Raw genomic sequence first — 13,297 nt, 5'->3', positions numbered from 1 at the left:
TCTAGATCAAGTGGTGGATTTTTTGTTTCTAATTCTACTCAGGGTCTCCAAAGTGATTCCCAGATAGGAGGCAATATGGGTAAGCGGGATTCTGTTGGTGATATCCGGGTAGATGCTGATCAGGTGCTTAAATCTATCCTCGGCTCTGTTGAATTGGATGGTGTAAAGCCTTTCGCATAGCCCCAGCATGGTTTCGGTGACTACTTTGCTCACAAAGTGCTCAAAGTCATGATGCTTCTGAGAAAGACTGTCAAACGTAGCCTTTGAGAACTCGTAAGCCACTGAATCTTCCACAAACTCTACGTAATGCGGGCTAGGTTTGGCACTGAAAAAGCTGACGATGGGAGCCATAAACTGATTTTCGAAGGTAAACCAATCAGAAATATCCTTTCCGTCTTTTAAATAATACGCCCTGGCGCATCCTTCCACGATCAAATATGCCTTTTCAGAATATTGCCCTTCCCGGACTACGATCTCACCTCTCTTAAATGTGCTGAGTTTGGAATTGGCAATAAGATCTTGCTGGCATGCTGCGGATAAAGGTGCGTAGAGCTCGCCAAGTTGGTGTATAGTTTGTTCGAGTGGCATGGGTGGGAATTGCTGAGGATTTTAATTTTTTGCTAATATCTTAATCAAAATTTAATTGTGTGAATGTGGGTGCTGTCGGATCGCTTTAACAGGTAATGCATTGGCCACTGACTTCCTCAAAACAAATTTATTGTTGAATTCATATCGTCCGTCCCGCTGGGACTTTGCCAGAGCACATGATGCTCAAATAGTCCAGAGGTTGAAACCTCTGGCTATAAGATGGTTCGTCCCGCTGGGACTGATAAGGAATTTTTCTCAAATAATGCCGTAGGCATGGCCGATCATATAGCCAGTCATTTCAATGGCTGGAATTTAAGTTGGATAATGGGATCATAAAATGCCGTAGGCATGGCCGATATTGATTAAATTAGTTTGAATTATAAATATGATCTATTATGCCAAACACCTATTCAAAGATGTATTGTCAGGCAGTTTTTGCGGTCAAATACAGAAAAGCAGTTATTCAGGATAATTTTAAGAGCGAGTTATATGGAGTGATAGGAAATCTGATCAATGAGACGGGAGCGAAGACTCTTATTGTTAACGGTCATTTTGACCATGTTCATTGCCTATTCCAGTTTTACCCCAAGCAAGCTGTTTCTGAGATCATGAAAAGTTCAAAATCAAAATCTTCCAAGTGGTTAAATGAATCCAAGTTGCTTGATCATAGGTTTGAATGGCAGGTTGCATTTGGCGCTTTTACTTACAGTGAAAGGGAGGTGGCCAGTATTTTTGATTATGTGAAAAATCAGGAAAAGCACCATCAAACAATGACCTTTAGAGAGGAATACCTTATGATGCTAAAGGCTCATAAAATCGATTTTTCGCCAGAATACCTTTTTAAGGAGTTGGAATAGATATCGTTCGTCCCTATGGGACTTTGCTAAACCTTATCTTCATCACATTTTCCAGAGGTTAAAACCTCTGGCTAGGATATGGACCGTCCCGCTGGGACTGATAAGAAATTATTCCCGAAATAATGCCGTAGGCATGACCGATTCTCTAGCCAGTCATTTTAATGGCTGGAATTAAAGTTGGATAATGGGTTTACACAATGCCGTAGGCATGGCCGATATCCTGAGTCAATATTTCTAAATTCTGAACAATAAAAACCCCTTATATTTCCAGCGCCTATGTTAACTTCAAACTGAAAGAGAGTAAACTACGCCTAGAGGGGGCAGGCTAATTACACCCATTCCCACGAGCTATAATACTACGCCGAGAGGGTATTTTAATCATTTCTCTTTGTTTTTAAAGTTCAGCCAAATTCGTGATTTAGAGTTGACTACTAAAGTGTCAAAACCTGAGTTTTTTTGAAGTTGATCCCCTATAATAAAGTTCCCTTGGAGTTCATCCCCCATAGATTGAGCCGAAATTATCTGGTTCGTTAAAACGATTAAATAGTCTCCATGATTATATAAACTAAAAAGCACTCTTCCTTTGATTTCCGTATCTCGTTGGAGTGGTGTTCCGGTTCTAAATAAGACCATGATAAGAATGAAGATTCCTATAAAAGAAAACATGATTACTCTGCTACCCCTTCGTTTAATCTTTTCCTTATGTTCGGCTTCTTTTTGATCTAGGTACATGTCCTGTGGAATAGATGTGGTTGTAACAGTCACTGGGTGCAGTTTGCAAATTCATCCAAATATCATAATTAATTCAAATTGGGTGGAATATGAGGGCGTAGTTGAAATTCACAATTAGACTAACGATCTGACTGTACCTAGGCGTGTTTATTCAATTTACACTACCCCCAAATAAACAGAATCCGACAACTCCCTTTTTTTCGTCCAGGGATTTTTCTGGCTGAAGGCAATCCAGGCATGCCATTTGGTAGAAGTGTTAGGAGGTAGTAGCGTGTGGCTTCCTTTATCTCTTGTATTGCCCAGAAACTCCCATTCTGTACTGCTGCCGTTTTCTTCAGCAGAGAGGAGGAATACAAACACATTATCATAGGGTGTTGCAGCTGCCTGCCAGGAATTGTCTGTCCAGGTGAATTTTATTCCCTCAGGAACCCGTTCTACTTTAGGATCTTGAGGGCCCAGCAGGCTTCCTCTACTCACTTTCACCAAACTGATATCCAGTACTTTTGATGCTGAGGTTCCTACAAATTTGAAGGAATTTTTCATAGTATAAGATACTGCCGCATGATAAGGTCTGCTTGCTCCGTTTTCGAAGCTTTGATAGCCAAAGCGTAAGATATGCTTGATGTTCTTCAGGAATTTTTGCGTCTGGGTACTCACCGATTGGGAATTACGCTTTCTTTCAGAAGTTCTTGCTTTGGTAGTTTTACTTTGCTTGCCGGGCTTCCTGCGGGCATATGTTACTCCGCCCACTTTATAAAAAACCAGATCTCCCAAATTACCCGATAGCCCAGCTAGGATTGTGTTAGTAATTCGTGCCATATGCTTAGTAGTTGATTTACAGTATAATATAGCATCTCTCAAGAATATTAGCCAATAAAAGCTAAATAAAAATTAATTTTTAGCATAGTATATACATTTAAAGAGCAATAATGTAATGATCTAAGATTGTTAAAATATTGGTTTTGTATTGGTCATGATATGGTTTTATTATACGAAATGTATCCCTTTTGATGGCTGGATTTATAAAGCACTGGTAGGAGAGATGGCAGGTAAGGGAGGAGAATGAATAGTGCTAGCTTAGCCTGGAGGAACTTTATCGTTACCATTTTGACTTCGCACATAGATAAGGTGGCAGGATTCTAGGATAATAGTAAAGATTCTTAAATCTAAATGTGAATTCCAGTGATGGGTTTTATCCACTTTTAAATTAGCCGAGACACATTTGCCCCAAGTTTTAAAGGTGTCCAGTAGTTCTTGAATCGGGGTGTCATAGAATAGGACTTGCAGATTTAGGCAGGGATCTTTTGCGTCTTGTGGGTCATGAGAATTCAGTATATAAGGGAAAATTGTTTCAAGTTTCCTGCCTTTGTTAAGAACTTCCTTTGGAACCATATTTTCTTTGGAAATTTTTTCAACTTTCCAGCATGGTCTTGATTCATTTCGGATAAGATAAGCAGCCTCCAAAAGACGTGAAAATTGGAGAATGAAATAGATGCTTTCTTCTTTTACTTTCCACGAAAGGGGTGGGATGTCATAAGCAACTTTTAAAGCCATATCTTCTATAGCCATTTTTGCCCTAGGTAGTGGATATTCCTTCTCAAAGAACTGGGAGAATACCTGTATTGGGTTTTGTTGTTCTTCCTTAGATAGGTGCTGTGGAATAAACAACTGCACAGTAGTATAAGTGTTGACTTCAGAAGCAATAATTGTTCTGCTCCCATTTCCTATGTTGTAATTAGTGACATTGTTCATAGAGTTGGATTTTTGAATTGAACATGCACTCAAATTCATAGGATTCACCGGGATGAACTATTCTAGAAAGGAATAGCTCATTCTGGAAAGCGAATATTTTATTCGAGTTTGAAAACTGATGGCCAATTATTAACAGGTATATATCGTCCGTCCCGCTGGGACTTTGCGGGCTATGTTGTCATTCAAATTCCAGAGGTTAAAACCTCTGGCTAGGATATGGACCGTCCCTATGGGACTGATAAGAAATAGATCTTGTGATATTGTGATTAGTCATGGACTATAATTTAGTTAGCCGAGTGAATATGGTCAGATAATAATGAGGATTTCCATTCCAATCAATGCCGTAGGCATGACCGATCATCTAGCCAGTCATTTCAATGGCTGGAATTTAAGTTGGATAATGGGTTGTGAAATGCCATCGGCATGACCGATATTGGTAAATGACAATCCAATATTGGATGTGGTGATGCATAGATATCGACCGTCCCTCTGGGACTATGCAGGCGATGTTGTCATTCAAATTCCTGAGGTTGAAACCTTTGGCTATAAGATGGTTCGTCCCGCTGAGGGGCGAGCGTTAAAGATTTGTCCAGTGGACAAATCTAGTGAGCAGCCAGCCTGTAGGGTGGGTTAAGTTTGATTAATTTGCCGGATAATTTTACAATATTCATGATCTCTGTACTGGAGATTGGCAAGAATGAGAGATTTTGTTCTAATCAATGCCATTAGGCATGCCCGATCTTTTAGCCAGCCATGGTTGGTGAGCGAGGTCGAACCATCAATGGCTGGTAAAATGATGATAGCATGGTTTACAAATGCCATAGGCATAACCGATATTTGCAAATGACAATCTAATATTGGATTTGGTGATTAATAGATCGGCCGTCCCGCTGGGACTTTGCGGGCTATGTTATCATTCAAATTCCAGAGGTTGAAACCTCTGGCTAGGAGATGAGCCGTCCCTATGGGACTGATAAGAAATAGATCTTGTGATATTGTGATTAGTCATGGACTATAATTTAGTTAGCCGAGTGAATATGATCAGATAATAATGACGATTTCCATTCCAATCAATGCCGTAGGCATGACCGATCACCTAGCCAGCCATTTCAATGGCTGGAATTAAAGATGGATGATAGTATGCAGAATGCCGTAGGCATGGCCGATATCATCAGGAGCATGATATCGCCTCGTCATCCTCAGCCCTTTAAGCAGCCAAACTCGCAAGGAAGAATCATCTATCCCGACACATTTTGTCTCGATTTATCAGGCAATACCTAGAATTCCTTGCTGATCTCCTCCCTAAGGAATAAATTAGTCCAAGGACTTTGGGGAGATTTTGTTAATTTCCCTTTCTAATACTTCAGACTATGAACGAAAAAATCCACCACGGCAGGAATATCAAGCGTTTTCGTGAGATGATGGGCATCAAGCAGGAGTCACTGGCCTTCGAACTCGGACCTGACTGGTCCCAGAAGAAAATAAGCCTGCTGGAGCAAAAGGAAGAAGTGGAGGAGGAGCTCTTGCGTCAGGTAGCTGAGATTTTAAAGGTTCCGGCGGAGGCAATTAAGAGTTTTAATGAGGAATCCGCCATCAATTTTTTTAATTCTTCATTCAATGGTCAATTCAGTGGTGTAAATTATCATACCACATTCAATGTGAATCCAATTGAAAAGTGGGTCGAAGCACTTGACGAAAATAAGAAACTATACGAGCGACTCTTGGAATCTGAAAAAGAAAAGGTGGAGTTGTTGAAGAAGATGATGGAGAAATAGGAACAGCGTATTTCTTGGATCTAGTAGTTTTTTTGGTTATGCTGAGAATTATAAATTCTATATAATAGTAAGGCGTAGTTACTTCCGAGAACTGTACGGAACTACGCTTAGGGCACTGTTATCAAACTACGCTCAGGTGGTAAAGATTACTTCCAAGGCGGGAGAGTTGACTACGCACAGCAGGAGTCACTGTTTTCTCGTATTTTTTGGCAGCCCATTTTCCACTTTCCCTATAATTAGCAAGTATATGGAGGTTATAGTCAGAATTCCTAGAATCTTATTAAAAATTTCAAAATCAAACAAAATAGAAAATGCTGATCCAAGTATCCACGAAATAAAATAATGGATTATTTTGCTCGGCAAAAGACTGGTCTTTCTAGAATTGAATAAATAACTATAATTCGAACTGAAACTTACTGATCTTGATTCTGAATATGTCGTATGTTTTCCGTTTCCAGAGGTCATATGTCCATAAGCTCTAGCAACTCCGGTTTTCATGTCTAATTTTTGTTTAATTTGTTCACCCAAATCCTTTAAATTTGATAGCACTTGGCTTCTTTTTTTTTCGGAAATAAAGGAATTTCTGCTTATTTCTAGAACAAAATTGGAATGAATGTCTAAAAGTCTTAATGACTTATTTGAAATGTTGTTGTTTTCTAGGATTGAGGAAATTATGTTAAAAAATTCATCAAAATCCAATGATGATTTGGATATTCTGCTCATTAGGGTTTGAATAATTTCTCTCTTGGTTTCTTCTTTTTTTCTACTCAACTCCAATTTAGCAATGTAAAGGGTTAGTGGGATGCTGGCAATAGAGGCCATACTGGATGTGTGTGTAATTACAGTCTCTATTAAAGATAAATTATTGGTATCTTCCATTTTATGAACAATTTTAATAATAGCGTAAACTTAGTTGAAAAAACATGGTTTTGGACTTTTTAGAGCCCTAGTCCAGCGCCTTTTTGCGACTGATCGAGAAAAGAATAAACTACGGCATAGAGGCTGTTGTAAGTATATAACAGCGAGGGTGATTCCCGTGCAAACTGCCTACACCCAGACGGCGCGAACTACGCTAGACGAGCGATCTGACTACTTAGACGGGGTATTTAAATTTGATTTTTTAACTATACGTCTTCTAGTTGGTGTATTCGTTTTTATAAATGTCAAATTTAAAAGCTCCTTTCTTCTTTCATCAGATTCAAAATTTAACTCCCAACGCTGTTCCATGAATTTCAATAGTTTCATCCCTCTATCTAAAATATTCTGTGGTGTCCATTCTGTTAAACCTGAAATTTCATTTTCTGAATAAGATCCATACTTATATCCAACGTAATTTTTCCCGTTGTCAATTTTATCAATAAAACATTTATTCTGTAAGCTTGAATTTTTAGGTTTAGATAATGGTAATAGATTTCCAAGGGAATTGTTTAATATTTTTCGCTCTTTTAAAGAATATGAGTTAAAGTCTTTAGTCCAACATTCTGTTCTAGGTGTTTGCGGATAAATATGTTCTATAGTGATATAATCATCTTTTTCATTTCTAAACTCAAACCAATCTATCTTATTTTTTCTAGTTTTAGAAGTTCCTTTTATGCTTAATTCATATTCATAAAGAAAATATCTAATCCCACTCCAACCATAAAAACCTTGGCTCTTAAAATTTTCAATTAGTCTATCAAGTAAATCAGGTTTATCTAAAATTTCTTTTATTTGAAGATCTAAACTTTTCAATAAGTCCGTTAGCGACATGTCTCCTTTATGAATTTTAATAGCAACCATGGAAAAATCTATATAATTAACGTATACTCTGTAAGAAAGAAGTAGGTATAGAAACGCTAGTTTTTCGATTCTAGCCAATAGTTTAATTTTTAAGTCATTTTTTGGTTTTTTTAAGTAGATCGCTAGAATTAAAGATGAAAAATTTGCAAGACCAATCCTATTTAATCTATCTAAAATAAGTTTTTCATTATCTGTATAATCTTTGGATAATGTAGGGTTGTAAAAATAGAACCAGGCGACAACTGAGTCTTGTAAGCTTTCCACATATTCTTTTATTGAAGTTATTGTGAGTTTATTGTCGGTTGTTATATTCTTAAGTGTAAACTTACTTTCTAGAAGAAAATCTTCCAAGTTTTCCCTTAAGTGGTGGCTTATTCTTCTTAATCTATTCGTTTCAATTTCATCAAAGGGAAAAATTTCATGTCCATAGTATATTGAACAATGATTGTTTAGAAAATAATCATCATTTAGGGGTTTGTCTTTATTTAATCCCAAGTAGTGATATATTCCTCTCCATCCATCATTTATTATCTTTCTCAATTTATTTCTTTCTGAATCTTCGGTATTAAATTTAGTAGATAAATATATAAGTCTGTTTTTCAGAAGTTCTAAATTTGATAATGGTTTTCCTCTATTATTCATCGTTTCAAAGGCAATGAATACATCAATATCACTTGAAATTGTGTAAATATTAAATAATAATTTTTGGGTTATTTTAGTGAATATAATCTCTCGTTCTTCTTTTGTTAGTTCTTTTAATTTATTTACAAAGAACTCTTTTGCATATTCTAAATTGTGTGTGTAAATAGTTATTTCATTATTATAACCACTGGTTGAGGTTTCATTAAATACTTTTGTTTTCAGGAACTCGTATGAAGGGTTATCTTTTTCATAACCAAAAATATATGACCTGGAAATACCATTATCCTTTGAGTCAAAAATAAATCTTTTCTTTATTTCTTCAACAGTTGTGTAATTAAGTACTTCTTGGTCTGAAATTACTTCTGTTAAAGATTGAATTAGTATGATTGTAGTTGTTAATCTTTGCTGCCCATCAACAATGTAATATGGCTCGAAGTTTTTTGATTTTATTATCCAATTATCATCACCCCAATTATCGTATGTTTTTTGAGGGACACCTTCTAAAGTTAGTACTCCAACATAATGGTTTTTGTCTTCTTCTAATAGAATGATGTCAGACCAAAAGTCTTTTAGCTGTTTCTCCGTCCAAGCATATCCTCTTTGATAATCTGGGATACGAAATATTTTTTCAGTAAATATTTTTGAAATTGATTGAAGTTGACTATCCATTTATTAAATGTTTATGTTTGTTCTTTTGTAAGTATTTAACCGAATTTTGTATTAGGGTCGTCCTAGATGTTACTTTTGTGGTTCTATATGTAATGTTTAACTTTTCTTTTCCAATTCATAATAACACAAGTATTGCCTTTTGTCAAACCCAAGTTTTGGGGATATTCCCGAAGAAGATTGAAATTTAGCCCTCCTTTCTAAATACCTAGGTCAAGATATCCTAAAATCTTAACAAAAAAAATCCCTTAGAATATTCTAAGGGATTTTTGAATGTTTGAAGTACGAAATATTGACTTTGAAGCGAAAATATTGATGCTGCACCTTACTTTTTCAATCCGCCAGGGCGGACTAGTTATTCCAATATTCCAATTTCTCAATCTGAATAATATCGAATGATAAACATCGAATAATGAATGTCGAAGTTTAAGAACCATGGTTCTCAACCCATACGCGTGCATTCACAAAAGCCTCCATCCATGGTGTAAAGTCGTCATTTCTATCATCAGGGTAATGTGCCCAGTTCCAAGGCTTAAGGCTTCGCTCGATATGTGGCATGATAGCCAAGTGACGTCCGTCTGCGGAAGCGATACCTGCGGTAGCATGATCGGAACCGTTAGGATTGCCTGGGTAGGCTTCGTAGCTGTATTTCATCGCGAAGTTGTAGTCGCTTTCAGCTTGTGGAAGTGAGAATTTTCCTTCTCCATGCGCTACCCATACGCCCAGTCTCTGTCCGCTAAGTGAGCCTAGCATCACAGATTCGTTTTGTGGGATGGTTACATTCACGAAAGTGGATTCAAACTTATGGGATGCATTGTGCAGCATCTTTGGTTTGTCGGCATGATCAGGAGTGACCAAGCCAAGCTCTACCATCAGTTGGCAACCGTTACATACGCCCAAACTCAAGGTGTCAGGTCTAGCGTAGAAGTTGTCCAGCGCCTGCTTAGCCTTAGGGTTGTAGAGGAATGCACCTGCCCAGCCTTTGGCCGAACCCAGTACATCGGAGTTGGAGAATCCACCCACGAAGACGATCAGCTGTACATCTTCCAGGTTTTCACGACCTGCGATCAGATCGGTCATATGGATGTCCTTTACTTCGAATCCTGCCAACCACAGTGAGTAAGCCATCTCACGATCGCCATTCACCCCTTTTTCACGGATAATCGCTGCTTTCGCTTTGCCTTTGGCAGTTCTGAATGGATCGAGACCTGCTGCGGCAAAGTCACCTTTCCAGCCTTCAGCAAACTCAAATGCAAGTGGTTGTTTTTTATAATTGTCAAAGCGGTCTTTTGCAAGTTTCTCTCCGCTTTGCTTTCTGTCCAATAAATAAGAGGATCTGAACCATACATCACGAAGCTCAGCGATGTCCAGTGTCACGTCTTTTCCTGCAAATTCAATATTTCCGGAATCAGTCACTTTCGCCAGCTCCACATAATCCACGTCAGCTTCCACCAATAAGGCTTCCACCGCATGATCATCAGCTACCTGAATCAGAATACCTGGATTCTCAGCGAATAAGGCTTTCACTATATCCGGCTCATGCAGACGATCTAGTTTTACTTTCAATCCAATGTTCTGTACCGGGAAACACATTTCCAAAAGCGCTGTTACCAATCCACCTGAAGAGATATCGTGGCCAGCCATCACCCAAGTCTGGTCGATCAGGTCCTGAACAGCTGTAAATGCTTTCGCTAAATACTGCGGGTCTTTTACGTCTGGAGTTTCTGTTCCTACCTTGTTCAAGGCCTGGTAGAAACTGGAACCAGCCAGTTTGAAATTGTCCTTGGAGAAATCTAGGTAGAGGATTCTGCTTCCTTTGATAGGCTTCAAAGCAGTTTTAACTGTTTTCTTCACATCAGAGCATTCGCCGACGGAGGAGATAATCACCGTTCCTGGAGAGTACACCGTTTTTCCGTCAGGGTATTTCTGAGTCATGGAAAGGGAGTCTTTTCCCGTAGGGATATTCACACCCAGATCTATGGCAAATTTCGAAACTGCTTCTACCGCTCTGTATAATCTATCGTTTTCGCCTTTGTTTTTGGCAGGCCACATCCAGTTGGCAGAAAGGGAAATCCCCTGCAAACCATCCTGAATAGGTGCAAAAATCAAGTTGGTCATCGCCTCAGCAATCGCCAATCGGCTACCTGCCTCAGGGTTTGCCAAAGCTGCCACCGGCGCATGACCGATGGAAGTGGCGATGCCTTTATTTCCGGTGAAGTCAAGGGCCATTACAGCCACGTCATTCAGCGGAAGTTGGATCTCACCGACGGTCTGCTGTGTAGCCACACGTCCCGTCACGGATCTATCTACCTTATTGGTCAACCAATCCTTACACGCCACCGCTTCCAGCTGAAGTACTTCGCGTACATAGGCTTGGATCAGGTCAGCTTCGTAGTTTGCTTCCGCAAAAGTTGCGTTGGTCGTATCGTCTTCCAAAATGGTCTTAGGCGAAGAACCGAACATGTAGCTCAGGTTCCAGTCCACCGGTTTTTCTCCGGTTTTGCCATTTTCGAATTTGAAATGCATATCTCCGGTCGTCTCGCCCACCACGTAGAATGGTGCACGCTCCCGGTCAGAGATCTGATGTAAGGTATCTACGTCTTTTTTGCCGATCACCAGCCCCATACGCTCCTGGGATTCGTTTCCGATGATTTCCTTAGCGGAAAGGGTAGGGTCACCCACCGGCAATTTGTCGATGTGGATTGTTCCCCCGGCATCTTCCACCAATTCAGAAAGGCAGTTCAAATGTCCGCCAGCTCCATGATCGTGGATTGAAATGATTGGGTTGTTTTCGCTCTCAGCCATTGCGCGGATCACATTGGACACACGCTTTTGCATCTCAGGATTGGATCGCTGAATGGCATTTAGCTCGATGGCGTTGGAAAGTTCACCGGTGTTGAGGGAAGAAACCGCCGAACCGCCCATGCCGATTCTATAGTTGTCACCGCCCATGATCACAATCTGATCACCAGCTTTTGGTGCGTCTTTTTTCGTGTAGTTGGCATTGGTGAAACCTACACCACCAGCCAGCATGATTACTTTGTCAAACCCATGATGCTTGCCGTCTTCCTCATGTTCGAAAGTCAACAAAGATCCGGAGATCAGCGGCTGACCGAATTTGTTTCCGAAATCAGAAGCCCCATTGGAAGCTTTGATCAGGATATCCATTGGCGTTTGGTACAGCCAAGGTCGCTCTTCCAGTTTGCTTTCCCAGGATCTTCCTTTTTCAGATCTAGGATAAGAAGTCATATATACCGCCGTTCCTGCCAAAGGAATGGAGGCCGTTCCGCCCGCCATACGGTCTCTGATTTCTCCACCAGCTCCGGTTGCGGCGCCGTTGAAAGGCTCCACGGTAGTTGGGAAGTTGTGTGTTTCAGCTTTTAGGGAAATAACCGTGTCGATCTCGCGGGTTTCGAAGAAATCGGCTTGATGGGCTGTTTTCGGTGCAAATTGCTGGGCTTTTGGTCCGGCTACAAAGGCCACGTTGTCCTTGTAAGCTGAAGCGATCCGGTTGGGATGCGCTTTGGATGTTTCTTTGATGAGTTGAAAAAGCGTCTGCGGCTTTTCTACTCCGTCTATAATAAAAGTACCGTTGAAAATCTTGTGTCGGCAATGCTCTGAGTTCACCTGGGAAAACCCGAAAACCTCAGAATCCGTCAGTGGACGTTCCAATTGCTTGGAGACATTGTCCAGGTAATCCACTTCTACCTGGCTAAGCGCCAATCCGTGTTCTTTATTATAGGCAGCGATATCGTGGATTTCTACGATTGCTTCCGGCTGCAAGTGGATGTCAAAAATCTCCTGATCCAGCCCTTCAAAGGCATGCTGGAGCATGGGGTCGATCTGATCTCCTTCGTTGAGCGGAAAAAACTCCTCGATACGGATCACGCCGGGGATCCCCATGTTTGCAGTGATTTCCACGGCGTTAGTTGACCATGGGGTAATCATTTCCTTGCGTGGTCCTGAGTATTTCCCCGAAAGTGAAGGTGTAGAGATGGCTGTTGCTCCGCCAAAAAGCCAGGTCAGCTTTTCTAGGTCTTCGGGCGCGAAAGGTTGTGGAGATTGTACAGCGTAAACGGTTTTTTGAGGGGATTCAAAGAAGAAAATCATGTCCTTTGGCTGGTAAGCTGCAAAGGTACGGAATTGGGAGGGAGATTGAAAAATTTGAAAATGAAATAACTTGATTGGCGCAAGGTACTATCTTTCGAAACAAGAGTTTTGTGAAAATTTTTACCTTTACGATACCGGAGAGGAAGCATACAGTGATCGTTCACTTGGATGTTTACCTTGTGTAGTGCCGACTTGATCGGCACTACTTTTTTCAGCTTTTGCAAAGCTGACCGGAGAGGGAAGCTCCAGCTCCTGTTCTTTGGATATTTGGGGTTTATAATCATCTTCAAATGGGGTGTTGTTTTTCCATAATGCGTAGATGGTGGTTAGAATTTTCTTTTGGACAGCCACATAGCTTTTCATTTTCAGGCCATGCTTTTCGAAGGTACGATCGAA

At 40.1% G+C, this 13,297-nt stretch carries 9 protein-coding genes and 1 pseudogene; 2 read left to right on the top strand and 8 right to left on the bottom strand.

The window, feature by feature from the left end:
• Positions 1 to 6 precede the first annotated feature (6 nt).
• On the bottom strand, positions 7 to 588 hold the full coding sequence (locus BM386_RS12270) for a Crp/Fnr family transcriptional regulator (RefSeq protein WP_091694565.1): 582 nt from the start codon (positions 586 to 588) through the stop codon (positions 7 to 9).
• Between the two features lie 395 nt (positions 589 to 983).
• On the opposite strand from BM386_RS12270, the gene tnpA reads away from it, so the two are divergent.
• On the top strand, positions 984 to 1,445 hold the full coding sequence (gene tnpA / locus BM386_RS12265) for an IS200/IS605 family transposase (RefSeq protein ID WP_091694563.1): 462 nt from the start codon (positions 984 to 986) through the stop codon (positions 1,443 to 1,445).
• 378 nt (positions 1,446 to 1,823) lie between these two features.
• Here the strand turns inward: tnpA and BM386_RS12260 are convergent, their stop codons facing one another.
• The 3 genes from BM386_RS12260 to BM386_RS12250 form a co-directional block, all read right to left on the bottom strand.
• On the bottom strand, positions 1,824 to 2,210 hold the full coding sequence (locus tag BM386_RS12260) for a hypothetical protein (RefSeq protein ID WP_091694561.1): 387 nt from the start codon (positions 2,208 to 2,210) through the stop codon (positions 1,824 to 1,826).
• 123 nt (positions 2,211 to 2,333) lie between these two features.
• Complete coding sequence (locus BM386_RS12255) at positions 2,334 to 2,996, bottom strand: DUF6266 family protein (protein WP_091694558.1); 663 nt, start codon at positions 2,994 to 2,996, stop codon at positions 2,334 to 2,336.
• 258 nt (positions 2,997 to 3,254) lie between these two features.
• Positions 3,255 to 3,929 (bottom strand): hypothetical protein, encoded by a 675-nt coding sequence (locus BM386_RS12250; RefSeq protein ID WP_091694555.1) that lies wholly within the window; start codon positions 3,927 to 3,929, stop codon positions 3,255 to 3,257.
• A gap of 1,370 nt (positions 3,930 to 5,299) precedes the next feature.
• On the opposite strand from BM386_RS12250, the gene BM386_RS12240 reads away from it, so the two are divergent.
• Positions 5,300 to 5,704 carry a helix-turn-helix domain-containing protein gene (locus BM386_RS12240; protein WP_091694550.1) on the top strand — a complete coding sequence of 135 codons (405 nt, stop codon included), beginning with the start codon at positions 5,300 to 5,302 and terminating at the stop codon, positions 5,702 to 5,704.
• A 186-nt stretch (positions 5,705 to 5,890) separates the two neighbouring features.
• On the opposite strand, the gene BM386_RS12235 is transcribed toward BM386_RS12240, so the two are convergent.
• The 4 genes and pseudogenes from BM386_RS12235 to BM386_RS23650 all read right to left on the bottom strand — a co-directional run.
• The gene (locus BM386_RS12235; RefSeq protein ID WP_139235902.1) at positions 5,891 to 6,583 is read right to left on the bottom strand and encodes a hypothetical protein; all 693 of its coding nucleotides are present in this window, start codon (positions 6,581 to 6,583) and stop codon (positions 5,891 to 5,893) included.
• 210 nt (positions 6,584 to 6,793) lie between these two features.
• Positions 6,794 to 8,794: a DUF262 domain-containing protein gene (locus BM386_RS12230; RefSeq protein WP_091694545.1), complete on the bottom strand. Its 2,001-nt coding sequence runs from the start codon at positions 8,792 to 8,794 to the stop codon at positions 6,794 to 6,796.
• A gap of 423 nt (positions 8,795 to 9,217) precedes the next feature.
• Positions 9,218 to 12,901 (bottom strand): phosphoribosylformylglycinamidine synthase, encoded by a 3,684-nt coding sequence (purL, locus tag BM386_RS12225; RefSeq protein WP_091694542.1) that lies wholly within the window; start codon positions 12,899 to 12,901, stop codon positions 9,218 to 9,220.
• Positions 12,902 to 13,027: 126 nt separating this feature from the next.
• Positions 13,028 to 13,297, bottom strand: a pseudogene (locus BM386_RS23650) (hypothetical protein); the annotation flags it as partial.

Source organism: Algoriphagus locisalis, from assembly GCF_900116615.1.
In the GTDB taxonomy this organism is placed as follows: Bacteria; Bacteroidota; Bacteroidia; order Cytophagales; family Cyclobacteriaceae; genus Algoriphagus; species Algoriphagus locisalis.
This window is presented reverse-complemented; position numbering and strand designations above follow the sequence as displayed.

Coding starts and splice junctions, on each gene's coding strand:
- BM386_RS12270 (WP_091694565.1), bottom strand. CDS start 588: ATGCCACTCGAACAAACTATACACCAACTTGGCGAGCTCTACGCACCT.
- tnpA (WP_091694563.1), top strand. CDS start 984: ATGCCAAACACCTATTCAAAGATGTATTGTCAGGCAGTTTTTGCGGTC.
- BM386_RS12255 (WP_091694558.1), bottom strand. CDS start 2,996: ATGGCACGAATTACTAACACAATCCTAGCTGGGCTATCGGGTAATTTG.
- BM386_RS12250 (WP_091694555.1), bottom strand. CDS start 3,929: ATGAACAATGTCACTAATTACAACATAGGAAATGGGAGCAGAACAATT.
- BM386_RS12240 (WP_091694550.1), top strand. CDS start 5,300: ATGAACGAAAAAATCCACCACGGCAGGAATATCAAGCGTTTTCGTGAG.
- BM386_RS12235 (WP_139235902.1), bottom strand. CDS start 6,583: ATGGAAGATACCAATAATTTATCTTTAATAGAGACTGTAATTACACAC.
- BM386_RS12230 (WP_091694545.1), bottom strand. CDS start 8,794: ATGGATAGTCAACTTCAATCAATTTCAAAAATATTTACTGAAAAAATA.
- purL (WP_091694542.1), bottom strand. CDS start 12,901: ATGATTTTCTTCTTTGAATCCCCTCAAAAAACCGTTTACGCTGTACAA.